Genomic DNA, 24,825 nt, shown 5'->3' with positions numbered 1-24,825 from the left:
TTTGTGCTTTTGGGTGGGGGTGTTGTGGGGGGGGTTGTGGGGGCCCCGCGGCTGACCCGCCGCCCCCCCCCCCCCCTCCGTCACCCGCTCCGCCCCCTCCGTCACCCGCTCCGTCCCCTCCGTCACCTACTCCGTCTCCTCTGTCACCTACTCCGTCCCCTGCGATACCGCTCCACCCGCAGCCAGTGCCCGTCCGTGCTCCAGCCGACCAGGCTGTGGCCCTTGCCCTCGTCCGGGGTGCCGCCCTCGGCGGTCCGGTGGAGGCCGGTGAGGGCCGGAGCCAAGCGGTGGATGACGTGCGGGGCGTGCCGGGTGGCCTCCTCGTAGAGCCAGTCGAGGGTGTCGGACTGGTCCTGCGGGGTGCACAGGGACAGATGGAAGATCAGCTGGCGCCAGGCGTAGGCCGTGTCCTTGATGGTGGGCAGGGGGCGCGGGTTGTTGTGGAGGCGGGCCGTCAGCCGGCAGACCGTGGTGAAGGAGCGGCGGGCCAGATCGGGCTTGCCGGAGGTGATGCCCGCGCGGGCGACCAGGGTCGCCAGATTGTGGGTGGTGAGGATCTGGGCCTGCTCGACGACCTTGCCATTGGCGGGCACCGACCAGGAAGCGTGGGGCGAGTCGGCGGACGTGCTGCGGTTCGCGGTGGTCAGCGTGCCGTTGGAGGAGCGCCCGGCGCGCTGCGTACACAGCAGGGCGAAGGACGGGTCGTCGCGCCGCCCGCGTTCACGGGAATCCGCCGGGGCGGCGAGCGCCGCGTAATCGATGCCGTAGTAGCGGGCGTACAGGGTGTCGGACAGCAGATCCGCCGCCACCCGTGCGGCCTCGGCGAACTTCGGGCTGAACGTGCCCATGAAGATGTCCGCCGCCAGCTCCTCCACCAGCGGGGCGTCCAGGCCGGCCGCCCGGGCGAGGACGGACAGCTCGCGGATCAGCGGGTTGGGCAGGATCGTGCCCGGGAACGCCCGTACGGCCAGCTCGGCGAGCCGGCGCAGGGCCGTCGCCGAGATGTCGGACGCCCCGGTCCCCGAGCGCTCGCCGCCCACGGCCGCGACCCACGGCAGCTCCTCCACCCGTACCTGATGCGCCAGGTCGAGCAGCAGCAGTGAGCGGCGGTTGCGGAAGGCGCGGTAGTTCGCGGCGGCCAGGGTGCGCAGCGCGTCGTCCGGGTACGCCTGGGCGGTGGTCGCCGCCACCAACTGCGGGACCAGCTCGGCCAGTACCTCCGCCGACGGCACCACCCCGCGCTCCACCAGCGTGTCCAGCGGCGCGCTCAGCACGGACTCGACCGGCGCCCGCAGCGCGGACGGCACGACCGTACCGGCGGGCAGGCCGCTCGCCCGCGCCTCCGCCGTGTCCAGCGGGGCCAGCAGCGGCTCGACCTGAGCCACCCCGGTGTCCTGCGGCAGCGCCGCGAGCCGGTCCACCAGCACCCGGGCCAGCGCGTGGTACGACGGCAGCGCGGCCTGGGCCGCCTGGGTGCGGCGCAGCGCGGTGTGCGCGGCGGAACCGGGCAGCCCCCGGCGCCGTACCATCGCCGCCGTCGCGGTGCGCAGCAGGCCCAGTTCGCGCGGCGCCGGCCGACGGCCCTTGACCGTCACCTCCAGCGCGGTGCGCAGCACGCCCAGGTTCTCGCGGGGGTCGAGGTGCTTGGTGCAGTACGTGTGCCGCCCGGCCAGGTCGCGGTAGCGGCTCAGCAGCCGGGCGCCCTCCGCCAGCCAGTGCGCGTCCGGCGTACGGGCCAGGACCACGCCGTCCTCGGCGGTCCAGAGCCAGTGCGTCAGCAGGTCGTCGGCGAACGGGGCCCATACGGTGAGCGCCTCGCGCTGGGTCTCGATCGCCGTGTTGGGCCCGCGCCGGGACAGAGCGTGCCGGGCGTCGGCGGCCGTGTACCGGTGCACCGCGCCCGCGTCGGGGGCGGGCCGCTCCGAAGGGCGCGGCGTGAACCGCAGCCGGTCCGCGAACGGGGCCAGCTCCGCCACCAGGTCCAGCGCGGCCTCCATCTGCCCGGCCCGCGCCAGCCACGCCACCGTCAGCAGCGCCGCCTCCTCGGGCACGGCGATCTCGTACCGCCCGCTGTCCAGCAGCTCGCCGAGTCCGGCGAGACCGGGCTCGGTGAGGAAGTGCTCGAACAGCGCCCGCCGCTCCGCCGGGATCCCGGCGCGGCGCGCGGCCTCCACCTCGTAGGGCTGGAGGGGTCCGCCCGCGCTCGGCTCGCCCGTGGCGAAGCCGCCGCGCACCACCTCGGGGGTGACCCAGGCGGGCAGCCCGGCCACCGGGGTGCGCGAACCGATCAGCAGCTTGCCGCTCGCCATCCCGGCCAGTACGGACCGCCAGGCCCGGCCCTTGTCCTCGGCGCGGCGCCGGGTGTCGGCGTCGGGATGGGTACGGGCGGTCGCCAGGGCCTTGGCCAACTGGCCGTAGCCGTAGCCGGGGCCGGCTTCCGTGGGCCGGGGGTGCTGCTGCTCAGCGTTCTCGTTCATAAGCCGGCGTGGCGGGTGCCGCCCCCGCGCCCTCCGGGTAGGAAGCCCGGTGCTCTGCTGCTGAGCTACACGCCGTCGGTGGCCGCTGCGGTCACCCCGATTGTCCTGGTCGTCCTGGATGCCCGGGGACCGGCCGGCCTCCCCAGACGCTAGAGGTCGAACGGGCGGACGGACAAACGTATTTCCCGCGTACGCCGCCGGGGGCCCGGCATCCGTGTGCCGGGCCCCCGTTGGCCGGTCGTCCGGGTCTGGGTCAGATCACGGCGAAGCCGTAGTCCAGCAGCTTCTTCGCGTCTTTCTCGCGCTGGGCGGCGGACGTGGAGGTCAGGACCGTGCCGATGACGGTCTTGCCGCCCCGGGTCGCGGCGAAGACCAGGCAGTACTTGGCCTGGGCGCCGGAGCCGGTCTTCACGCCGATGGCGCCGCTGTAGTTGCTGAGCAGGGTGTTGGTGTTGGTCCACGTGTAGTAGCGGTAGCCGCCGCTCTTCGTGGTCACCTTCTGCTTGGTCGACTTGGTCTTCACCAGGGCGCGGAAGGTGTTGTTCTTCATCGCGTTGCTGGCGAGCTTGGTCAGATCGCGCGGGGTGGAGTAGTTCGAGCCGTTGCTGATGCCGTCGAACGAGTCGAACTTCGTGTTCGTCATGCCGAGCTGCCCGGCCGTGGTGTTCATCTTGCCGATGAACGACTTCACGCGCGCCGCTCGTGTCGAGCCGCTGCCGAACTTGTCGGCGAGCGCGTACGCGGCGTCGCAGCCGGACGGCAGCATCAGCCCGTACAGCAGCTGGCGGACGGTGACCTTGTCGCCCACGATCAGCCGTGCCGATGAGGCGGTGTTGGCCACTATGTAGTCGCTGTATGCCTTCTGGACGGTGACCTTGGCGTCCAGGTTGAGGTTCGGCTGTGCCAGCACGACCTTGGCCGTCATGATCTTCGTCGTCGAGCCGGTGGACCGCTTGACGTCCGCGTTCTTGCTGTGGAGCGTCTTGCCGTTCGCGTTGTTCATCACGTAGCCGCCCTGGGCCACGATCGAGGGCTTGGCGACGGCCGCCTGCGCGGGTGCCGCGGAGAAGGCGGCGGCCGCGAGCATCGCGCCGGAGGTCACGGTGACCGCGACGGCTCTGCGAAGCTGAGTGCCCTGAATGCCGGTTTTCAAGTGAAGTACCCCGATGAAGTTGAATTCCCCTGTGGTGCGGCCCATGGAACGGGGAAATGGAGGGCCGCACATGTCTGACTCACCGGAAGGATCAAGGGTTGTACGTCAGATGAGAAAACCATGAGAGCCGTCTGAGAGCCGGTGTCCGGATGTCCGAGGGTCGGTGTCCGGATGTCCGAGAGGTCCGGATATCCGAGAGGTCCGGGGTCCGGATGATGGACGAGGCTCCCTGATGCGTACGTGTTGTATCTATCCTGTCGGCATGCCGTCCCTCACCGTGCCCGCCGAGAACTCCGAGAAGGCCCACCAGAAGACCAAGCGGCCCCCCGCCGCAGACCGGGTGTACGCCCACGTCAAGGAAGGCGTCCTGGAACGGCGTTACGAGGGCGGCGCACTGCTCACCGAGGGCGAACTGGCCGAGGCCGTCGGGGTGTCCCGCACCCCGGTGCGCGAAGCGCTGCTGCGCCTGGAGGCGGAAGGGCTGATCAAGCTCTACCCCAAGAAGGGCGCCCTGGTGCTGCCGGTCTCCGCGCAGGAGATCGCCGACGTCGTGGAGACCCGGCTGCTCGTCGAGGAGCACGCGGCGCGCAAGGCCGTACCCGCCCCGCCCGCCCTGCTCGGACGGCTGGCCGAACTCCTCGCCCGGCAGGAGGCGCAGGCCGCCGCCGGGGACCTCGCCGCCGCCGCCGTCACCGACCGCTCCTTCCACGCCGAGATCGTGCGCAGCGGCGGCAACGAGATCCTGTCCCGCCTCTACGACCAGCTGCGCGACCGCCAGTTGCGGATGGGCGTCGCCGTCATGCACTCCCACCCCGACCGGATCGCCAAGACCCTCGCCGAGCACGCGGAGATACTGGACGCGCTGCGCGCCGGTGACGCCGAGGAGGCCGTCGCCGTCGTCCACCGGCATGTCGGATGGTTCTCCCATCTGGCCCGGGGTGAGGTGCGGTGAGCGCCGCCTCCGGATCGGCCGCCGGTTCGCTCCCCGGCGATCCACCCGGCGGCCGGCGGGCCGCCGCCGTCTGGTGCATAGGCGTCGCGGTCTACTTCGTCGCCGTCATCTTCCGTACGTCACTGGGGGTGGCCGGCCTCGACGCCGCCGACCGCTTCGAGGTCAACGCCTCGGCCCTGTCCGCCTTCTCCATACTCCAGCTGCTGGTCTACGCCGGCATGCAGATACCCGTCGGCCTGCTGGTCGACCGGCTCGGCACCAAGAAGGTGCTGGCCATCGGCGCCGTGCTGTTCACGGCCGGACAGCTCGGCTTCGCCTTCTCCCCCTCGTACGGCACGGCCCTCGGCTCGCGTGCGCTGCTCGGCTGCGGTGACGCGATGACCTTCATCAGTGTGCTGCGGCTCGGCAGCCGCTGGTTCCCCGCCCGGCGCGGACCGCTCATCGCCCAGCTCGCCGGACTGGTGGGCATGGCCGGCAATCTGGTCTCCACCCTCGCCCTCGCCCCGCTGCTGGACGGCATCGGCTGGACCGCCGCGTTCGCCGGCAGCGCCTTCGCGGGTGTCGTCGTCCTCGTCCTGCTGCTGCTCTTCCTCAAGGACCACCCCGAGGGCCATGAGCCGGAGCCCCTGCCGCATCTGGGCGCCGCCTACGTCCGCCGCCAGATCACCGCGTCCTGGCGCGAACCGGGGACCCGGCTCGGGCTGTGGGTCCACTTCACCTCCCAGTTCCCGGCGATGGTGTTCCTGCTGCTGTGGGGGCTGCCGTTCCTGGTCGAGGCGCAGGGGCTCAGCCGGGGCGGCGCGGGCGCGCTGCTCACCGTCGTCGTCCTGTCCAACATGGCCGTCGGCCTCGTCTACGGCCAGATCGTCGCCCGGCAGCACGGCGCCCGGCTCCCTCTCGCGCTGGGCACGGTCGGTGCGACGGCCGTCCTGTGGGCGGTGACCCTGGTCTGGCCCGGCGCGCATGCGCCCCTGTGGCTGCTGATCGTGCTCTGCGCGGTGCTCGGCGCGTGCGGACCCGCCTCGATGATCGGCTTCGACTTCGCCCGCCCGGCGAACCCGCCCGAACGCCAGGGGACCGCCTCCGGCATCACCAACATGGGAGGCTTCGTCGCCTCCATGACGACCCTGTTCGCCATCGGGGTACTGCTCGACGCGTCCGGCGGCAACTACGGCGTCGCCTTCTCCGTCGTCTTCGTGCTCCAGGCCCTGGGCGTCAGCCAGATGCTCCGGCTGCGCGGCCGGGTGGCCCGCATCGAACGGGAACGGCTGGTCGCCAGCCGGGTGGAGACGGTGCACGTCCCGGTGTGACCGAACTCATGTCACGCGCCGGCCACTGCGGCTCTGGGGGCGGCAGCCCCCAGACCCCGACCGCAACTCAACCTCGTGCAACTGCTACCGGTACGGGTACCGGTGCCGCTATTCGTACTGCTACTGCTACTGCTACTGGGTGACGGTGAAGTTCCGCAGGATCGCCGCCGTCAGCTTCGGGTCGCCCTCCGTCTTCACCCGGTCGGCCACCGCCTCCGGGGTGACCCGGCCGCAGGCCAGCCGGACGTAGGTCTCCCAGTCGAGGCTGAGGGTGGCGGCGGGGCCGAGCGCGGGGGCGGTCTCCAGGGTGCCGCGGCCCTGGATGTCGACCCGGATCGTGCGCAGGAACTCGATCGGGCCGTGCACATCGAAGACGATCGCCGAACTGCGGGGCGCGTCCGCCTTGTCGGCGACGATCGCGGGCAGCGCGTCGAGCAGCACGTCCCGGGCGACCTGGGCGCCGGGGGAGTCGAGATCGCCGGGGGAGCCCAGCGTCGCGCGCAGGTCCTGCTCGTGCACCCACATGTCGAAGGCGTGGCCGCGCATCGCCGCCTCCAGCGTCAGCTCCGCGCCCAGCGGCCCGCGCACCTTCGTGCCCGGATCGCGCGACTCGTTGCGCAGCTGGCGGTTGCGGCGGATCACCGTGTACTCCAGCTCGGACGTCATCTCCGGCGAGGTGTGGTGCCGGCGGACGTCGACCTGCATCTCCATATAGCGCTGGTGGTCGTTGGTGACGTGGAACAGATCGCGCGGCAGGGTGTGGATGGGGCGCGGGTCACCCAGCATCTCGTTGTTCAGGCCGATGACGTGGGACACGATGTCCCGGACGGACCAGCCCGGGCAGGGCGTGCGGCGGTTCCAGTCGGCCTCCACGAGTGGCACCACCAGCTCGGATATCGCTTCGATGGAATGGGTCCAGGCGTCGGCGTAGGGCTGGAGGGTGGGATGCAGACTCACGGAACGGGACCCCTCGGCGGTCGTGTCACGGGCAGGTGGTGGCGGCATTGCCAGTGGGAGGTGGCTGTCGGCGGCGTCTCGGCCTCCCCCGGTTCTCGGCTGGACTCGAACCGGGGAGGACCCCCAAGTTACGCTGCTGGGAGTCAGCCCGGCAGTGCTTTCGTGTGACGATCGTAGGCCCGTGTGGACGGCTCGAATGCCAGGACGGTGGTAGTGTGCGCGCCTCTCTCCTCCAGATCGCTATTAACGAGGGCGAATCGGTCGAATCGCGTAGGGAACGGGTGGCTTCGCTGGTGAGAGACCAGGCGGGGGCCGCGGATCTGGTGGTGCTGCCGGAGCTGTGGACCACCGGAGCCTTCGCCTTCGAGGAGTTCGGCCGGCAGGCCGAGCCGCTGGACGGGCCGACGTACGAGGCCATGGCGAGGGCGGCGGGCGACGCGGGCGTGTGGCTGCACGCCGGGTCGATCCCCGAGCGGGATCCCGAGGGGCCGCTCTACAACACCTCTCTCGTCTTCTCTCCTTCCGGTGAGCCGGTCGCCGCCTATCGCAAGATCCATCGCTTCGGCTTCGACAAGGGCGAGGCCGTCCTGATGAGCGCGGGGCGGGAACTGGTGACCGCACGGCTTCCGCAGACCGTGCTGGGGCTGGCTACCTGCTATGACCTCCGTTTCCCCGAACTCTTCCGTGGACTGGTGGACGCCGGGGCCGAGACCCTGGTGATTCCGGCGGGGTGGCCGGAGCGGCGGCGCGGGCACTGGACGCTGCTGGCTCAGGCACGGGCGGTGGAGAACCAGGCGTTCGTTCTTGCTTGTGGAACGGCCGGGACCCACGCGGGAGTTCCACAGGCCGGTCACTCGATCGTGGTCGGTCCCTGGGGGGAGATCCTGGGTGAGGCCGGGGGTGGAGAAGAGGTGCTCCGGGTGGAGTTCGACCCGGGGAAGGTGGCGCAGACGCGGGAACAGTTCCCGGCGCTGAAGGACCGCGTGCTGGGGGTTCGGGCGCCGGGGCGGTGAGACGGGGCGTCGCCTGGCTGCCGGTGAGGTGAGGGGCGCTGCCCTCGTCCCGCGAGGTGAGGGGCGTTGGCCTTGTCCGGTGACGAGGAATGCGGGGCGTCGCCGTCCCTCAGTCCCCGTCCCTCAGTCCCCGTCCCGGTCCTTCTCCGCCAGCTGGATCACACACACGGCGACGGCGATCAGCAACGCCGGGTCGGCGTCCTCGCGGACCACGTCCACGCCGTACGTCTCCCGGACATGCAGGAAACGGCGGGAGATGACGGCGAGCAGCTCACCGTCGTACTCGATGGCGAACTCCCGGTCGAGGATCTTGCCGCTGACGTCGAGTTCGGTGCCGTCGGCCAGGGAGACGCGGTAGTGGTTGCGCAGCAGCGAGAGGCGTTTGCGGCGGATGCGGGCGAGCTGCTCGCCGTCGCGTTCGATCACCATCGTGTCCCGCAGGGCGAACATCTTCTGCCGGATGTCGATCAGCACCTGCCCCTGCGGGTCCTTCAGCTCGAAGGTCTCCCGCAGCCGCATCGCCTTGCCGTCGACCAGGAACGCCTTGTTCCCACGGTCGTCCTCGATCCAGTAGTCGTCGCCGAAGCCGAGCAATCGTTCACGCACAAGGAATCTCATGCGTGACGGGTTCCCCGGAGGGCGGCGTGCGACGCGGGGGGTAGGCCGACGGGCTGACGCCGACCGGAGGGCGACGGGCTGAGGGTGCCGCGTTCCCTTGCCGCGCCGAGGCCACTGACCTGCGGTGCCGGGTCAGCCGTGGCCGACCTGGTGTTCGACCCGATGGCGGAGGCAGCCGTCCGGATGGGCTCGGGCCGTGAGCGGACCCGCCGGTACCCGAACGCGTTCAGCGCCGGCTCGACGCACCCGCGGTTGGCCCTGGGGTCAGGATCCTGGACCGCCGCCGTGACCAGCACATAGAAGGCGGCCTCGGACAAGGTGATCTCCCGCGACCTCCAGGCACCCCGCGAAGACCCCCAGGTACCCGGCGCCCACCCCCCCGGCCCTCCTACCGGCTCTCGCCCCGCCCCGGCAATGCCATGTGGGCCGCCCCGGAACCCTCCCCCGCCACCGATCCCCCCCACGCCGACCTGTGACCCGGCGTTCATACCCGGATGGCAAGCTTGCGGGATGAACGACGCTGTCCCGGCGCCCACCTCCGCGCCCCGCCGCCGCGCCCGTGTCCGTGCCCCCGCGCTGATCGGCAAGGGCGGCTGGCTGAATACCGGCGGTACCCCGTACACCCTCGCCGACCTGCGCGGACGTATCGTCATCCTCGATTTCTGGACATTCTGCTGCGTCAACTGTCTGCATGTCCTGGACGAGTTGCGCGAGCTGGAGGAGAAGCACCGGGACACGGTCGTCGTGATCGGCGTGCACTCGCCGAAGTTCGTGCACGAGGCCGAGCACGCGGCGGTCGTGGACGCCGTGGAGCGGTACGGCGTGGCGCACCCGGTGCTCGACGATCCGGAACTGGCGACCTGGAAGCAGTACGCGGTACGGGCCTGGCCCACGCTCGTGGTGATCGACCCCGAGGGGTACATCGTGGCCCAGCACGCCGGTGAGGGGCATGCGCACGCCATCGAACGCCTGGTCGAGGAACTGGAGGGCGAGCACGCCGCCAAGGGCACCCTGCGGCGCGGTGACGGCCCGTACGTGGCGCCCGAGCCCGAGCCGACGGTCCTGCGGTTCCCCGGCAAGGTGCTGGCGCTGCCCGGCGGGACCTTCCTGGTCAGCGACACGACCCGGCATCAGCTGGTGGAACTGGCGGCGGACGCGGAGACGGTCCTGCGGCGGATCGGACAGGGCGGGCGCGGATCGGCCGACGGCCCGCCCGACCGGGCCGGTTTCCAGGAACCGCAAGGGCTCGCCCTGCTGCCGGACGGCACGGTCGTCGTCGCCGACACCGTCAACCACACCCTGCGCCGCTTCGACCCGCGGACCGGCGAGACCACCACACTCGCCGGGACCGGCCGCCAGTGGATGCAGGGCGACCCGGCCTCCGGCCCGGCCCGCGAGGTCCCGCTCTCCTCACCGTGGGACGTGGCCTGGTGGCAGGACCGGGTGTGGATCGCGATGGCCGGGGTGCACCAGCTGTGGGCGTACGACCCCGCCGACGGGTCGGTGACGGTCACCGCCGGCACCACCAACGAAGGTCTGCTCGACGGGCCCGGCGCCGACGCGTGGTTCGCCCAGCCGTCGGGCCTCGCCGCCACCCCCGACCGGCTCTGGCTCGCGGACTCCGAGACCAGCGCCCTGCGCTGGGTGGCCCCCGACGGCTCCGTGCACACCGCCGTCGGCACCGGCCTCTTCGACTTCGGCCACCGCGACGGCCCCGCCGGCCAGGCCCTCCTCCAGCACCCGCTCGGCGTCACCGCCCTGCCCGACGGCTCGGTGGCCGTCAGCGACACCTACAACCACGCCCTGCGCCGCTACGACCCCGCGACCGGCGAGGTCACCACCCTCGCCACGGATCTGCGCGAGCCCAGCGACGCCGTCCTCACCGGCGCCGACATCCTCGTCGTGGAGTCCGCCCGCCACCGGCTGACCCGGCTGCGGCTCCCCGAGGAGGCGGTACGGGTCGAGTCCGTCGCCCACCGCACCCGGCGCGCGGCGACCGAGGTGACGCCGGGACGGCTCCGCCTCGACGTGATCTTCCAGGCCCCCACCGGCCAGAAGCTCGACACCCGCTACGGCCCCTCGACCCGCCTCCTCGTCTCCGCCACGCCCCCGGAACTCCTGCGCGCCGGCGAGGGCGCGGGTACGGATCTCTCCCGCGACCTCGATCTCGACCCCGCCGTGCCGGAGGGCGTCCTCCATATCTCCGCGATGGCCGCGTCCTGCGACGACGATCCCGCCAACGAGTACCCGGCCTGCCATGTCCATCAGCAGGACTGGGGGGTGCCGGTACGGCTGGCGGAGACGGGGGCGGACCGGCTGCCGCTGGTGCTCGCGGGGATGAATGACTGAGGGTCAAGAGGAAACGACTCTGCGTAGTCGGACCTCGGCTACGCTGGGCCGTATGAGTGAGACCGAGGAGCTGCGGCGTCGTATGAACGCACTTGAGGCGGAAATGGATGCTCTGCGTGAGCAGATCACGACGACGCGGGCGATTGTCGCCATAAACGATCGTGATGTGGCGGAGTTCAAGACGGAGCAGCGGGCGCAACGGCAGTTGCTGATGGCGTTGCGTGAGACGCAGGTGGAGCAGGGGCGCAAGATCGAATCTCTGGAGGCAGAGATGCGGGGCGGATTCGCCACTGTGCTCGTCGCCGTCCATGCCATCGCCGACCGGCTGTCAGCATCCGAGGCCGACACCGGATCCGACGCCGCATCCGACACCGGATCCGAAGCCTCCGGCGACTGACACCCCGGCCCCGCCCTCGCCCCGTCACCCCTCCAAAAACGCCACCAACGCATTCCCCAGCATGTGCGGATCATCCACCCCGCACAGCTCTCTCACGCTGTGCATCGACAGGATCGCCACCCCGATGTCGATCGTGCGGATGCCGTGGCGGGCCGCGGTGATGGGGCCGATGGTGGTGCCGCAGGGCATGGTGTTGTGGGAGACGAAGGACTGGAAGGGGACGCCCGCCTTCTCGCAGGCGGCGGCGAAGACGGCGCGGCCCGAACCGTCGGTGGCGTAACGGTTGTTGACGTTCACCTTGAGGATGGGGCCGCCGTTGACGCGGGGGTGGTGCGTCGGGTCGTGGCGCTCGGCGTAGTTGGGGTGGACGGCGTGGCCGGTGTCGGAGGACAGACAGACCGTGGCGGCGAAGGCGCGCGCCCGGTCCTCCAGGGTGCCGCCGCGGGCGAACACGGACCGCTCCAGCACCGAGCCGAGCAGCGGCCCGTCCGCGCCGGTGTCGGACTGCGAACCGTTCTCCTCGTGGTCGAAGGCCGCCAGCACCGGGATGTACGGCAGAGCGTCACCGCTGGTGGCGACCGCCGTCAGGGCCGCCGTACCGGCGTGCACCGAGAGCAGGTTGTCCAACCGGGGGCCCGCCATCAGCTCCTGGTCGCGGCCCAGATAGGCGGGCGGCTCCACGGGGTGCAGCATCAGGTCCCAGCCCGCGACCGAGCCGGCCGGCAGCGCGGCCTCCTGCTCCAGGAAGGCGATCAGATCGCCGTTCCGCGTCTCGCCGAGCCCCCACACCGGTTGCAGATGCCGCTGCTTGTCCAGCTTGAGGCCCTCGGAGGAGACCGAGCGGTCCAGGTGGATGGCCAGCTGGGGGACGCGCAGCAGCGGGCGCGCGACATCGACCAGCCGCGTCGAACCGTCCCGCAGCGTCAGCCGGCCCGCGATGCCCAGATCGCGATCCAGCCAGGAGTTCAGCAGCGGCCCGCCGTAGATCTCCACCGCCACCTGCCGCCAGCCGTACGCACCGGTGTCCGGCAGCGGCTTCACCCGCAGACTGGGGGAGTCGGTGTGCGCGCCGATGATCCGGAAGGGCGTGTGCGGCTCGGCGTCCTCCGGCACCCACCACGCCACGATCGCGCCCCCGCGCAGCACATACCTGCCGCCGCTGCCCGCCTCCCAGGCGTCCGTCTCGGCGACCTGCCTGAAACCGGCCTTCTCCAGCCGCTCGGCGACGTTCGCCACGGCGTGGTACGGCGACGGCCCGGCCGCCAGGAAGGACATCAGGTCGTCGGTGTGGCCGCGGTCGAGGCGGGGGGCTTCGCTCATGGGTTCACTTTAACGACGTATCCAGGCCCACTCCCCGTGGTGGGAGCGGGCCCTGGTGAGGACGGTGTGGAGACCCGCCGGTAGATCACGGACCTGGCCGGGATCCACCGGAACAGCCCAGAACGAGGGGGTCCGGCAACCGGGTCGGTAGAGGCCCGGGAGAGGTCCGGACGAGGCCCGCAAGAGGCCCGGACGACGCCCGGACGACGCCCGGACGGCGGCCGGAAGAGCCCCGGACGACCGCCGCAAGAGCCCCGGACGGCGGCCAGGACCAAGACCCTAGAACGCGGCCTCGTCCAGCTCCATCAGGTCCAGGTCGACGGTCTCGGCGACCCTGCGGGCCAGGGTGACGCCCGGCAGCACACTGGCCGCGAAGAACTTCGCCGCCGCGATCTTGCCGGTGTAGAACGCCTTGTCCCGGGCGGACGCCGTCGGCAGCTTCTCGGCGGCGACCGCGGCCCCGCGCAGCAGCAGGTAGCCGACGATCACATCGCCGGAGGCCAGCAGCAGCCGGGTGGTGTTCAGGCCCACCTTGTAGATGTTCTTCACGTCCTGCTCGGTGGCCGCGAGGTCGGTCAGCATCAGGCCGACGATCGCCTCCAGCTCGACGGCCGCCTTCGCCAGGTGCTCCCGGGCGCCGGACAGCTCCTCGCCGCCCGTGCCCAGCGCCAGGAACTGCTTGATGTCGTCGGCGACCGAGTTCAGCGCGGCGCCCTGGTTGCGGACGATCTTCCGGAAGAAGAAGTCCTGCCCCTGGATCGCCGTCGTGCCCTCGTACAGCGTGTCGATCTTGGCGTCCCGGATGTACTGCTCGATCGGGTACTCCTGGAGGAACCCGGAGCCGCCGAAGATCTGGAGCGACTGGGCGAGCTGCTCGTAGCCCTTCTCCGAGCCGTAGCCCTTCACGATCGGCAGCAGCAGGTCGTTGAGCGCGTGCTCGGTGGACGCGTCCTCGCCGGCCGCCTCCTTGAGGGCGATGGAGTCCTGGACGGACGCCGTGTGCAGCACGAGCGCGCGCATGCCCTCCGCGTACGCCTTCTGCGTCATCAGTGAGCGGCGGACGTCCGGGTGGTGGGTGATGGTGACCTTGGGCGCGGCCTTGTCCATGAAGTTCGCCAGGTCGGGGCCCTGGACGCGCTCCTTGGCGTACTCCAGCGCGTTCAGATAGCCCGTGGACAGGGTGGAGATCGCCTTGGTGCCGACCATCATCCGGGCGAACTCGATGATCCGGAACATCTGCCGGATGCCGTCGTGCTTGTCGCCGATCAGCCAGCCCCTGGCCGGGTGCCGGTCGCCGAAGGTCAGCTCGCAGGTGTTGGACGCCTTCAGGCCCATCTTGTGCTCGACGTTCGTCGCGTACACGCCGTTGCGCTCGCCCAGCTCGCCGGTCTCGGTGTCGAAGAGGTACTTCGGGACCAGGAAGAGGGAGAGGCCCTTGGTACCGGGGCCGGCGCCCTCGGGGCGGGCCAGCACGTAGTGGAGGATGTTCTCCTCCATGTCGTGCTCACCGGAGGTGATGAACCGCTTCACGCCCTCGAGGTGCCAGGAGCCGTCCTCCTGCCGGACCGCCCTGGTGCGCCCCGCGCCCACGTCCGAACCGGCGTCCGGCTCCGTGAGCACCATGGTCGAGCCCCAGGTCCGCTCGACGGCGAGGGAGGCGATCCGCCGCTGTTCCTCGGTGCCCTCCTCGAAGAGGATGCGGGCGAACGCCGGGCCCGAGGAGTACATCCAGATCGCCGGGTTGGCGCCCAGGACCAGCTCCGCGTACGACCAGATCAGCGAGGGCGGGGCGGTGGTGCCGCCGATCTCCTCGGGCAGGCCCAGCCGCCAGTACTCCGAGTCCATGAACGCCCGGTAGCCCTTCTTGAAGGAGTCCGGGAGCGGGGCGGTGCCGGTCTCGGGGTCGAAGACCGGCGGATTGCGGTCGGCGTCGGCGAAGGACTCGGCCAGCTCGTGCTCGGCGAGCCGGGTCAGCTCCTCCAGGACGCTCTTGGCGGTATCGGTGTCCATCTCCTCGAACGGGCCGGTGCCGTACAGCTTGTCGCGTCCCAGCACCTCGAAGAGGTTGAACTCGATGTCGCGGAGATTCGACTTGTAGTGCCCCATGGCGATGGCTCCGTAGCGAGAGTCTCAATCAGTACTCCGATGATGCTACCCGCCAGTAATAAGAAGCAACCCCTACTCGGCCAAGTGTGAGAAGGGTCTACGACCCGGCGCCATCCGCCCCCTGCCCCTCGGTACGCTTGCGCGCATGTACGGATACGGGCAGCCGATGGACAACGGCGGTGCGCAGCAGTACGCCCAGCCGCAGCAGATGTCCGGCGGTGCGGGGGGATACGGGCAGCAGCAGCCGCTGTATCCGGAGCCGTCGCCGCCCTCGCTCGCCGACGCGGTGCGCGCCTTCACCACGGGCCAGATGCCGGCCGAGGACTTCCAGCAGGTCTTCGCCACCTCGAAGGTGTACTGCCCGCGCGGTGACAACCCCGGTTTCCTCGCCCTGCACAACACCCAGCAGCCGGTGATCCCGATGTTCAGCTCGCTCAAGGAGCTGCGGCGCTACGCGGGCAAGGAGTCCAAGTACTTCGTGATCACCGGCGCCGAGGTGATCGACTTGCTGCCGACCGGCTACGGGTTCGTCCTGGACATGGAGGGCGAGCATCGCATGGTCTTCGACGCGAAGGCCGTCGAGCAGATGGTCGACTTCGCGATGCGCAGGATGTACGGCGGCTGATCGCGCCCGGCTCGGTGTCATCGAGTGCGGCGCCTGTAACGAAGAAAGCCCGGGAGGGAATGCCCTCCGGGCTTTCTTCGTTACGGGTGGCAGAAAGTTCAACAGTCAACTAAAGTGGTCGTACTCAAGGAGGTACCGACATGCCCGCTGTGACCGTCGAGAACCCGCTGACGCTGCCCCGAGTGACCGCATCCGCCGACGCCGTGGCACGTCCCGTGCTCGCCGTCACGACCGCCCCGGGCGGTTTCGAGGGCGAGGGCTTCCCGGTGCGCCGGGCGTTCGCGGGCATCAACTACCGCCATCTCGACCCGTTCATCATGATGGACCAGATGGGCGAGGTGGAGTACGCGCCGGGCGAGCCCAAGGGCACCCCCTGGCACCCCCACCGCGGCTTCGAGACCGTGACCTACATCATCGACGGGATCTTCGACCACCAGGACAGCCAGGGCGGCGGTGGCACCATCACCAACGGTGACACCCAGTGGATGACGGCCGGCGCCGGTCTGCTGCACATCGAGGCCCCGCCGGAGCACCTCGTCGTCTCGGGCGGTCTCTTCCACGGCCTCCAGCTGTGGGTGAACCTCCCCGCCAAGGACAAGATGATGGCGCCCCGCTACCAGGACATCCGCGGTGGCCAGGTCCAGCTCCTCACCACCCCCGACGGCGGCGCGCTGCTCCGCGTCATCGCCGGTGAGCTGGACGGACACGCCGGTCCCGGCATCACCCACACCCCGATAACGATGATCCACGCCACGCTCGCGCCGGGCGCGGAACTGACCCTGCCGTGGCGCGAGGACTTCAACGGTCTCGCCTACGTCCTCGCCGGACGCGGCACGGTCGGCGCCGAGCGGCGGCCGATCCAGCTCGGCCAGACCGCGGTCTTCGGCGACGGCTCCTCGCTGACCGTCCGCGCGGACGAGAAGCAGGACGGCAACACCCCGGACCTGGAGGTCGTACTCCTCGGCGGACAGCCGATCCGGGAGCCGATGGCGCACTACGGACCCTTCGTCATGAACACCCGTGACGAACTCCAGCAGGCGTTCGACGACTTCCAGAAGGGCCGCCTCGGCACCATCCCGGCGGTGCACGGCATGACGCAGGAGGGCCCCCAGGGCTGACGCCCTGTCACCTCGGGTCACCCGGGCGGGCTGTCCGGACAGGACAGCCCGCCCGTCGCGTGTTCCGCTGGACGGATGCGCCTGCTACCCGAGCCCGTACGCCGTCTCGCCGCCTGGTGCGCCGTGATTCTGCTGGTGGCGGGCGTGGGGTACATCGGGATCCGGCTGGTCGTGGAGCTGCGTACGGCCGTGGTGCCGGTGCTGCTCGCCCTGCTCGGCACGGCGCTGCTGCGCCCCTTCCACAAGCGGCTGGTGAAGGCGAGGGTCAACCGGTCGCTCGCCGCCGCCCTCACCTGCGTCGCCGTCGTGGCCGTCGTCGGCGGTGCCGTCTATATCGTCGTCGCCGCGCTCATCTCCTCCGGCGACCAGATCATCGCCTCCCTCAAGGAGGCCGCGACCTCGCTCGCCCAGCACTTCGGGGCGGCCGGTACCTCCCTGAACGACCTCGCCTCCAACTCCAGGGACCTGCTGACCAAGTTCGGCGGCACGGCGGCCTCCGGGGTGATCAGCGGGGTCAGCGTGGTCGGCGAGACCATCGCCCTGGCCGTACTGGCGCTGCTGCTGGTCTTCTTCTTCCTGCGCGACTCCGACCGGGCCGGTGCCGCGCTGCGCTCGCTGTCGCCGCGCGGCACCGCCGACGCCGTCGAGGCGATGGCCCGGCGGGCCTTCCGGGCCGTCGAGGGCTTCATGCGCGGCACCACCCTCATCGCCTTCATCGACGCCCTGTGCATCACCATCGGCCTGCTGATCCTGCGCGTGCCCGGCGCGATGGGCCTCGGGGCGCTGGTCTTCGTCGGCGCGTACATCCCCTACCTCGGCGCCTTCCTCTCCGGCGCGGTCGCGGTCCTGGTCGCCCTGGCCGACCGGGGGTTCGTGATCGCGCTGTGGGCGCTCGGGGTGGTGCTCGCCGTGCAGGTGCTGGAGGGACATGTGCTCCAGCCGATGATCCAGAGCCGGACCGTGCAGATGCATCCGGCGGTCGTGATGCTCGCCATCACCGCGGGCGCGTCCGTGGCCGGGATCCTCGGCATGCTGCTGGCCGTACCGCTCACGGCGGCGGCGTTCGGTGTCCTCAGCGAATTGCGCGACCACTACGCTCCGGCCCCGGCGTCCGGGGCGGCGGACCTCTAGCGACTCGCACGGGACCTCGCGGTCCCCCGGACATGGGACGCCCCGGTCCAGGAGGGCAGGTGCCTGGGCCGGGGCTGGGCTGCCGGAAGGCGTGCGGCACGGGCGACTCGCCTTCACGGACAGTGATTCGAGAGTACGGAGGGTGAGGTGCGCCACGCCGGCCGCGCTCGGTCAAACGCCCGGATCGTGGGAAGCGGGGGTGCGGGGTGGGCGGGGCACCCCCGCGTACGCCGAGGCCCGAGGCCCGGGGTCCGAGGCTCCGCTTCCTGTCGTCCGTCCGGTTCCTGGTTGCCCGGCCCGCTGCCTGTCGCTCGTCCCGTTCCCCGTTCCCCGCTCCCCGTCCGCGGGTTCGGCCGGCGTCCCAGCGTCCCGGCCGCTCGCCCTGCGTCCGGCTATGCGCCAGCCTCGTCCTCGTCCTCGAAGCCACCCGAGTCACCCCGGCCATCCAGGCCAGCCAAGCCACTCACATCCCCCGAGTCGCCCAGCTCCCCCAGGTCCTCCAACCCCTCCACCGCCAGCGCGATCACCGGCCCGTCCCCGGGAGCCAGGGGAGCCAGGGGAGCCAGGGGCGATAGAGGCGACAGAGGGGACACGGGAGACACCTCCCCCTCCGCCTCCAGCAGCTCGAACCAGATGCTCTTGCCCTCGCCGCGCGGATCCACCCCCCACGCGTGTGCCAGCAGCTCGATGAGGACGAGGCCGCGCCCGGAGGAGGCCAGCTCGCCGGGGCGGCGCTTGTGCGGGAGGTCGTCGCCCGCGTCGGTGACCTCCACCCGTATCCGCCGGGCCCCCGGGTCGCCGGTGATCTCGGCGATGAGCAGTGCGTCGGTGTCGGTGTGCACGAGGACGTTGGTGAGCAGCTCGGAGACCAGGAGCACGGTGGAGTCCACCTGGTCGGCCGAGTACCAGTCGTGCAGCAGCTCGCGCAGTTGCTGCCGGGCCACCGCGATCCGCTCCGGCTCGGCCTGCGCCACGGTCAGCATGGTGCGCCGGGTCAGCGGGAGGGTGGTCACCGACTCGCCGCAGCCGCACCCCGGGCCCTGCCGGCACAGCAGCAGTACGGCGATGTCGTCCTCGCGGCGATCGGCGAGCGGGCCGGTGGTGTGGTGCGAGGACGGGCCGTGGACGGCCTGGACCAGCGCGTCGGCGAGCGTCTCCAGGTCGCCCTCGTGGTCCTCCAGGATCGTCCGGAGCCGCTGCCAGCCGGTGTCCAGGTCATGGCCGCCGGTCTCGATCAACCCGTCCGTGCACAGCATCAGCGTCTCGCCGGGCTGGAGGGCGAAGGTGGTCGTCGGGTAGTCGGCGTCCGGGTCGATGCCCAGCGGCAGCCCGCCGGGGGTGGCCCGGCGCAGCACGGTCCCGTCCGCCATCCGGATCGCCGGGTCGGGATGGCCCGCGCGGGCGATGTCGAGCACGCCGGTCGCCGGGTCGGCCTCGACGTACAGACAGGTCGCGAAGCGCGGGTCGCCGGTGTCGTCGTGCTGGCAGCCGATGCCGTTGAGGAAGCGGGAGGCGCGGGAGAGCACGGCGTCGGGGCGGTGGCCCTCGGAGGCGTAGGCGCGCAGCGCGGTCCGCAGCTGGCCCATGAGACCGGCGGCCCGTACGTCATGGCCCTGGACATCCCCGATGACCAGGGCGAACCGTCCGCCGTCGCCCGGCAGCGGGATCATGTCGTACCAGTCGCCGCCGACCTGGAGGCCGCCCCCGGTGGGGACATAGCGGGCGGCGACGGTCATGCCGGGGATCTCCGGGCCGAGCGTGGGCAGCATGGAGCGCTGGAGTCCGTCGGTCAGTTCCCGCTCGGATTCGGCGATCCCGGCGCGGGCGAGGGCCTGGGCGAGCATCCGGGCCACGGTGGTCAGCACGGACCGCTCGTCCGGGTTGAACGCCACGGGGTAGGCGAACGCGGCCATCCAGGCGCCCATCGTGCGCCCGGCGACGGTCAGCGGCAGGAACGCCCAGGACTGCCGTCCGAACCCCTCGGCGAGCGGCCAGGTGACGGGGTAGCGGGACTTGTACTGGCCGGGCGAGGAGAGATAGACGGCCCGGCCGGTGCGGCACACCTCGGCCGCCGGATAGTCCGTCGCCAGGGACATGTGGGAGAAGGGGGCCTCGTCGCCGGGCTGGTGCCCGTGGTGGCCGACGATCGTCAGCCGGTCGCCCTCGACGCCGAACACGGCGAGCCCGGCCGGGGTGAAACCGGGCATCGACAGCCCGGCCGCGACCCGCAGCACCTCGGTGGTGGAGCGGGCCTCGGCCAGCGCCCGGCCCGCGTCCAGGAGAAACGCCTCGCGTGAGCGTCGCCAGTCGCCGGTGACCGCCCGCCGCCCGGCCGGGGTGCCCGGGGCGGGCTCGGTGACCTCCTGGAGCGTGCCGATCAGCTCGTAGGCCCGTTTCTCCGGGTCGAAGGACGGTTTCGAACGGCTGCGGACGATCCGGACGATCCGGCCTCGCTCGTCCATGATCCGGATGCGCACCTCGGCGAGGGTGCCCTCGGCGACGGCGAGCTGCACCACGCCGGTGATCTCGTTCCAGTCGACGGGGTGCAGCCGGGCCCTGACCTGGGCCTCCGTGAGGACGGTCGGCTCGGCGGGCAGACCGAGCAGTCGGGCGGCCTCGGCATCCACCGTGACCTGCCCGATCGAGGTGTCCCAATGCCAGAGGCCCGTGGCCAGTGCGGCGAGTACCTGCTCGACCGCTGGCAGGGGCTCACCAGTGCGCATTGCCCCACTGTAAGAAGATCCGATCGAACAATGCCACTGATGTCGTATGTGTGACCGTTGTCCTCCCGGGTCACGTGAGGTCTGCGGAGGTGCCACGGGGAGGCTCTCCGGATGGCACTCCGGGCGGCACTCCGGGCGGCTCTCGGGGCGGGTCTCGCGGCAGTGGGGGCCGCGCCAATACGGGGGAAGGGCGTCCGGGGCGGCCGGTACCCTGGGGGCGACGTTTCACGTGAAACAAACCCCACCTCAGCGCTACCCCAAAACCCTAAGAACCCCGAAACCCCGAGATACTCCCCGAGCAGCGAAGGCTGGATGAACGACGATGCATCGGTACAGGTCCCACACCTGCGGTGAGCTACGCGCCTCTGACGTCGGCACCGACGTCCGGCTGAGTGGCTGGCTGCACAATCGGCGCGACCTGGGCGGCATCCTCTTCATCGATCTGCGCGATCACTACGGCATCACGCAGCTGGTCGCCCGCCCCGGCACGCCCGCCTACGAGGCCCTGGACAAGCTGACCAAGGAATCGACGCTGCGGGTGGACGGCAAGGCCGTCTCCCGGGGCGCCGAGAACGTGAACCCCGACCTGCCGACGGGCGAGATCGAGGTCGAGGTCGGCGAGGTGGAGCTGCTGGGCGCGGCTCAGCCCCTCCCCTTCACGATCAACGCCGAGGACGGGGTCAACGAGGAGCGGCGCCTTGAGTACCGCTTCCTGGACCTGCGCCGCGAGCGGATGCACCGCAACATCATGCTGCGTACGGCGGTCATCTCGGCGATCCGGCACAAGATGACGGCGCTGGGCTTCAACGAGATGGCGACGCCGATCCTGTCGGCGACGTCTCCCGAGGGCGCCCGCGACTTCGTGGTCCCGTCCCGCCTGAACCCGGGCAAGTTCTACGCGCTGCCGCAGGCCCCGCAGCAGTTCAAGCAGCTGCTGATGATCTCCGGGTTCGACCGCTACTTCCAGATCGCGCCCTGTTTCCGCGACGAGGACGCGCGGGCCGACCGTTCGCCGGGCGAGTTCTACCAGCTCGACGTGGAGATGTCCTTCGTGGAGCAGGAGGACGTCTTCCAGCCGATCGAGCGGCTGATGACGGAGCTGTTCGAGGAGTTCGGCGGGGGCCGGCACGTCACCTCCCCCTTCCCCCGGATCCCGTTCCGCGAGGCGATGCTGAAGTACGGCTCCGACAAGCCGGATCTGCGGGCCCAGCTGGAGCTGGTGGACATCACCGATGTCTTCGAGGGCTCGGAGTTCAAGGCGTTCGCGGGCAAGCATGTACGGGCGCTGGCGGTTCCGGCGGTCCAGGACCAGCCGCGCAAGTTCTTCGACCAGCTCGGCGAGTACGCGATCACGCTGGGCGCCAAGGGCCTGGCGTGGGTGCGGGTCGCCGAGGACGGGTCGCTGACGGGCCCGATCGCGAAGTTCCTGACGGAGGACAACGTCAAGGTCCTCACCGAGCGGCTCGGCCTGGCGGCCGGTCACGCGGTGTTCTTCGGCGCGGGTGACTTCGAGGAGGTCTCGAAGATCATGGGCGCGGTGCGGGTCGAGGCCGCGAAGCGCGCCGGTCACTTCGAGGAGAACGTCTTCCGGTTCTGCTGGATCGTCGACTTCCCGATGTACGAGCGGGACGAGGACACCGGCGCGATCGACTTCTCGCACAACCCGTTCTCCATGCCGCAGGGCGGCCTCGATGCCCTGGAGACCCAGGACCCGCTGTCCATCCTGGGCTGGCAGTACGACATCGTCTGCAACGGCGTCGAGCTGTCCTCCGGCGCGATCCGCAACCATGAGCCGGAGATCATGCTGAAGGCGTTCGAGATCGCCGGGTACGACCGGGACACGGTCGAGGACAAGTTCGCCGGCATGCTCCGCGCGTTCCGCTTCGGCGCCCCGCCGCACGGCGGCATCGCCCCCGGCGTGGACCGTATCGTCATGCTCCTCGCCGACGAGCCCAACATCCGCGAGACGATCTCCTTCCCGCTCAACGGCAACGCCCAGGACCTGCTGATGGGCGCGCCGACGGAGCTGGACGAGTCGCGGCTGAGGGAGCTGCACCTGTCGGTGCGCAAACCGCAGCCGAAGTAAGCACGGCAGTAGGCGTGAGGGCCGGAGAGCCAGGTGGTCTCCGGCCCTCGGTTTTGAGCCGGGAGTTCTCCTGGCTCAGGGGATGCGCGGGCGAAGACCGGTTCCCGCTCGGTGGAGGCCCACCACTCACAGGCCAGGCATCAGGCATCAAGAGGAAGCGCCGTCTGTTCCGCCGCCGGTCCCAGGTAGGTGTATTCGGCGGATCGTGCGATGCCCACGGCATCCAGCCGTTGAGTGAAGCGGAGCCGGAAATGGACGTTGTCCCCAAGGCCGGGGCGCATACGCAGCAGTTCGTCGGGATTCTCGAAATGTACGTCGTAGGCCGGGGCGTTTTTGGCTGTGCCCGTCTTGACCTTGACCCAGCCGCTTTCCCGTAGTTCGGTGATGCGCCCGGAGACGACGAGTTCCTGACTGCGGTCCCTGGTTTCGCGGAGCCGTTCCACGTACTGTCTGCCGCGCTCGGTCAGCCGAGCCCGGCGCGTACCGCCGTCCGCGCTGTACCAGGTCACCCCCAGATCGAGCCGGTACTTGCTCAGCGCGCGTGCCAGCGCGTCCACGGTGTCGAAGAGACGGGCCCACTCGCGGACATCCTGTTCCGACTCCAGGGCGTGCAGAAGCTCGGTGAGCGAGGCCAGGCCGGTACTGGCCGCTGATGTGGCGGGCGCGTCCAGCGTGTCCGCCTCCGCCGGGGCGGTGGTGTCGACAGGCCGGGCGTGCACGACGGTACTGCCCGCTGAGATGCCCGTGAGTTCCAGCTGGACCGGCGTTCCAGCCGCGACGGAGATCGCGTTTTCCAGGGGGCTGAGCAGGGCGTTTCCCCACTGGAAGCGCAGCGCGCCGCCATCGGCGTCCGGGCCGGTCAGGCGGAGCAGCAGCTCTTCGTCGAGGCGTGCCGACGGTTCGTACTCCCGCATTGCGGCGAGTCGGCTCGCTCGATGCTCGGCTTCGATCTCCTCTTCGCCTCGCTCCTCTGTCCCCATCTCAGCGAGGAGACGCGCCGCGGATTCAGCCGCTGTGGGGTCCCTCGCCAGGAGCGCGCGCCTGCGCTCGCGCCAGCTCTCGCCCGTCACAGTCGCACCTCCAGGTATCCGCGTGCCGGGGCGGCACTCCTCACGGACGGGGAGCGGTCTGCCTGGTCCGGCAGACGATTTCGCTGCCACCAGTCGTCCCAAACACCCCGCTGCATGAAGTATGTCCGTTCTTCGACTGTCATGCGGTCGTGCCGGAAGACGTGATTGACCGGCTGATACCCGACCCTGACCGGCGATACGCCGAACTTGCGTTTCATGCTGTCCCGGCTCTGGAAGGCGGTGGTCAGCCACTTCGAGCCGGGCCTGCCCCGAACGGCCCGCTCCGCACGTATGTCGACCAGAATGGTCGTGTCGACGTTTCCCGGGTCTGGTTTCGTACTGACGAAACTGCCACCGAGCCATATGCGGTGGACGAGAGTGAGGCCGTCGAGCGTGTCCGCGTGCTGATCTTCGAGCAGGAGGAAGCGATCGAGGTAGTCGATGAAGCCGTCCCATAGCGGTCTGCGCTTCGTCGAAGTCTCGAACTCCGGAGCGCTGACCAGCATGGACTCCGCTTCGTCGAGGGAAACGGAGTACCGGCCGAGCGGAAGATGTCCATTTGCGTCGAATGATGGCAGCACGTGAGGTCCTGTCCGGTGCGGCGTACTCCTGGCTGAGGGCGTCATCAGTCCCCCCGACTTCCGTGCGGATCATCCTTCCGGGAGGGGGCCTGGCCTGTCAGGGATTCGGGGATTCCAGGGAATGGGGGTGGCCGATATGGCGCGGGTCAGCCGGCTTTCGGGAGAGTTTCTCGGCAGTCGCGGCAGTAGGACCCGGGTAACGGAGTCCGGATCGCGCGTTCGCAGCCCTCGCAGTTTTGACATCCTCCCCCTCTTAAAAGAGGGGGATTCCAACCTATTTGGGCTGAGGTTCACGGACGCTCGAACGGCTGGTGGCCGCTGTCGTCCCTCCGGCACCGGCTGTACGCCGGGGGCGGGGGATCCCGCCCTGTCCTGCCGCGACATTGGTTGCTGCGTTGGTGTCCGCGTTACAGGTGAAGCCGCAGGAGGAACAGACGAACTCAGCTTGGCTCTTGCGCGAGTTCTTGTCGATCCATCCGCAGGCACTGCACCGCAGACTCGTGTACGGGGCGGGTACGTCTTCGACCCGGCCGGGCGCCTTGTGCCCGGTGCGCTGCCGGAGCAGTCCCCACCCTTGGGCGAGGATCGCTCGGTTCAGCCCGGCCTTCTGTGCCACCCGCTTGCCCGGCTCCTCGATCGTTCCTTTCGCGGAACGGGTCATGGTCTTGATGTTCAGCTTCTCGAACCGCACCACGTCGTAGGTGCGGGCGAGCATGGTGCTGGTCTTCTCGCACCAGTCCTTGCGTCGGTTCGCCTCGCGTGCTTTGAGCTTGGCGACTCTGGAGTACCCGGCGGTCTTGAGGTCGCTTTCCTTGGGGGCGCGTGCGGCGCGCCGCTGG

At 70.6% G+C, this 24,825-nt stretch carries 19 protein-coding genes and 1 tRNA gene; 9 read left to right on the top strand and 11 right to left on the bottom strand.

Annotation, left to right across the window (positions count from 1 at the left end; all coding sequences use genetic code 11):
• Positions 1-143: 143 nt before the first annotated feature.
• The 3 genes from ACFRFC_RS12230 to ACFRFC_RS12220 all read right to left on the bottom strand — a co-directional run bounded on the left by ACFRFC_RS12230 (position 144) and on the right by ACFRFC_RS12220 (position 3,630).
• A complete protein-coding gene (locus tag ACFRFC_RS12230; protein WP_382682805.1) occupies positions 144-2,477 on the bottom strand; it encodes a hypothetical protein in 2,334 nt (777 codons plus the stop codon).
• 3 nt (positions 2,478-2,480) lie between these two features.
• Positions 2,481-2,552 (bottom strand) — tRNA-Gly (locus ACFRFC_RS12225).
• A 178-nt stretch (positions 2,553-2,730) separates the two neighbouring features.
• On the bottom strand, positions 2,731-3,630 hold the full coding sequence (locus ACFRFC_RS12220) for a D-alanyl-D-alanine carboxypeptidase family protein (protein ID WP_382682808.1): 900 nt from the start codon (positions 3,628-3,630) through the stop codon (positions 2,731-2,733).
• 262 nt (positions 3,631-3,892) lie between these two features.
• On the opposite strand from ACFRFC_RS12220, the gene ACFRFC_RS12215 reads away from it, so the two are divergent.
• The gene (locus ACFRFC_RS12215) at positions 3,893-4,582 is read left to right on the top strand and encodes a GntR family transcriptional regulator (protein WP_382682810.1); all 690 of its coding nucleotides are present in this window, start codon (positions 3,893-3,895) and stop codon (positions 4,580-4,582) included.
• Positions 4,579-5,892 (top strand): nitrate/nitrite transporter, encoded by a 1,314-nt coding sequence (locus tag ACFRFC_RS12210; protein ID WP_382682812.1) that lies wholly within the window; start codon positions 4,579-4,581, stop codon positions 5,890-5,892. Before ACFRFC_RS12215 ends, ACFRFC_RS12210 begins: the two co-directional genes overlap by 4 nt.
• Before the next feature lie 132 nt (positions 5,893-6,024).
• On the opposite strand, the gene ACFRFC_RS12205 is transcribed toward ACFRFC_RS12210, so the two are convergent.
• Positions 6,025-6,849, bottom strand: coding sequence for a maleylpyruvate isomerase family mycothiol-dependent enzyme (locus ACFRFC_RS12205; RefSeq protein ID WP_382682814.1), 825 nt, complete (start codon positions 6,847-6,849; stop codon positions 6,025-6,027).
• Positions 6,850-7,064: 215 nt separating this feature from the next.
• On the opposite strand from ACFRFC_RS12205, the gene ACFRFC_RS12200 reads away from it, so the two are divergent.
• Positions 7,065-7,862, top strand: coding sequence for a carbon-nitrogen family hydrolase (locus ACFRFC_RS12200; RefSeq protein WP_382682815.1), 798 nt, complete (start codon positions 7,065-7,067; stop codon positions 7,860-7,862).
• A 123-nt stretch (positions 7,863-7,985) separates the two neighbouring features.
• Here the strand turns inward: ACFRFC_RS12200 and ACFRFC_RS12195 are convergent, their stop codons facing one another.
• Complete coding sequence (locus ACFRFC_RS12195; RefSeq protein WP_382682818.1) at positions 7,986-8,480, bottom strand: LURP-one-related/scramblase family protein; 495 nt, start codon at positions 8,478-8,480, stop codon at positions 7,986-7,988.
• Positions 8,481-8,990: 510 nt separating this feature from the next.
• Between ACFRFC_RS12195 and ACFRFC_RS12190 the strand changes: the two genes are divergently transcribed.
• Both ACFRFC_RS12190 and ACFRFC_RS12185 read left to right on the top strand, forming a co-directional pair.
• Complete coding sequence (locus tag ACFRFC_RS12190; protein ID WP_382682820.1) at positions 8,991-10,829, top strand: NHL domain-containing thioredoxin family protein; 1,839 nt, start codon at positions 8,991-8,993, stop codon at positions 10,827-10,829.
• 52 nt (positions 10,830-10,881) lie between these two features.
• Positions 10,882-11,226: a hypothetical protein gene (locus ACFRFC_RS12185; protein WP_382682822.1), complete on the top strand. Its 345-nt coding sequence runs from the start codon at positions 10,882-10,884 to the stop codon at positions 11,224-11,226.
• 24 nt (positions 11,227-11,250) lie between these two features.
• Here ACFRFC_RS12185 and ACFRFC_RS12180 read toward each other — a convergent pair whose 3' ends face one another.
• Positions 11,251-12,546: a M18 family aminopeptidase gene (locus ACFRFC_RS12180; RefSeq protein WP_382682825.1), complete on the bottom strand. Its 1,296-nt coding sequence runs from the start codon at positions 12,544-12,546 to the stop codon at positions 11,251-11,253.
• 279 nt (positions 12,547-12,825) lie between these two features.
• The gene (locus ACFRFC_RS12175) at positions 12,826-14,652 is read right to left on the bottom strand and encodes an acyl-CoA dehydrogenase (protein WP_382682827.1); all 1,827 of its coding nucleotides are present in this window, start codon (positions 14,650-14,652) and stop codon (positions 12,826-12,828) included.
• A 145-nt stretch (positions 14,653-14,797) separates the two neighbouring features.
• Here ACFRFC_RS12175 and ACFRFC_RS12170 point away from each other — a divergent pair, with 145 nt between their 5' ends.
• The 3 genes from ACFRFC_RS12170 to ACFRFC_RS12160 all read left to right on the top strand — a co-directional run bounded on the left by ACFRFC_RS12170 (position 14,798) and on the right by ACFRFC_RS12160 (position 17,526).
• The gene (locus tag ACFRFC_RS12170) at positions 14,798-15,277 is read left to right on the top strand and encodes an SseB family protein (RefSeq protein ID WP_382682830.1); all 480 of its coding nucleotides are present in this window, start codon (positions 14,798-14,800) and stop codon (positions 15,275-15,277) included.
• A 140-nt stretch (positions 15,278-15,417) separates the two neighbouring features.
• A complete protein-coding gene (locus ACFRFC_RS12165; RefSeq protein WP_382682833.1) occupies positions 15,418-16,395 on the top strand; it encodes a pirin family protein in 978 nt (325 codons plus the stop codon).
• 75 nt (positions 16,396-16,470) lie between these two features.
• Entirely contained in the window at positions 16,471-17,526 is a 1,056-nt protein-coding gene (locus ACFRFC_RS12160; protein WP_382682835.1) for an AI-2E family transporter, read from the top strand.
• A 392-nt stretch (positions 17,527-17,918) separates the two neighbouring features.
• Here the strand turns inward: ACFRFC_RS12160 and ACFRFC_RS12155 are convergent, their stop codons facing one another.
• Positions 17,919-20,249: a SpoIIE family protein phosphatase gene (locus tag ACFRFC_RS12155; RefSeq protein ID WP_382682837.1), complete on the bottom strand. Its 2,331-nt coding sequence runs from the start codon at positions 20,247-20,249 to the stop codon at positions 17,919-17,921.
• 322 nt (positions 20,250-20,571) lie between these two features.
• Here ACFRFC_RS12155 and aspS point away from each other — a divergent pair, with 322 nt between their 5' ends.
• Entirely contained in the window at positions 20,572-22,335 is a 1,764-nt protein-coding gene (aspS, locus tag ACFRFC_RS12150; protein WP_382682839.1) for an aspartate--tRNA ligase, read from the top strand.
• Between the two features lie 140 nt (positions 22,336-22,475).
• Here the strand turns inward: aspS and ACFRFC_RS12145 are convergent, their stop codons facing one another.
• From ACFRFC_RS12145 to ACFRFC_RS12135, 3 genes are all read right to left on the bottom strand, one after another.
• Positions 22,476-23,315 carry a hypothetical protein gene (locus tag ACFRFC_RS12145; protein WP_382682840.1) on the bottom strand — a complete coding sequence of 280 codons (840 nt, stop codon included), beginning with the start codon at positions 23,313-23,315 and terminating at the stop codon, positions 22,476-22,478.
• Between the two features lie 86 nt (positions 23,316-23,401).
• A complete protein-coding gene (locus tag ACFRFC_RS12140; protein ID WP_382682843.1) occupies positions 23,402-23,986 on the bottom strand; it encodes a DUF6932 family protein in 585 nt (194 codons plus the stop codon).
• A 274-nt stretch (positions 23,987-24,260) separates the two neighbouring features.
• On the bottom strand, positions 24,261-24,825 hold a 565-nt coding region (locus tag ACFRFC_RS12135; protein WP_383112615.1), incomplete at its 5' end, for an RNA-guided endonuclease InsQ/TnpB family protein.

It is taken from the genome of Streptomyces sp. NPDC056734 (assembly GCF_042790455.1).
GTDB lineage: Bacteria > Actinomycetota > Actinomycetes > Streptomycetales > Streptomycetaceae > Streptomyces.
The sequence above is the reverse complement of the archived record's forward strand: the minus strand, read 5'-3'. Positions and strand labels throughout refer to the sequence as shown.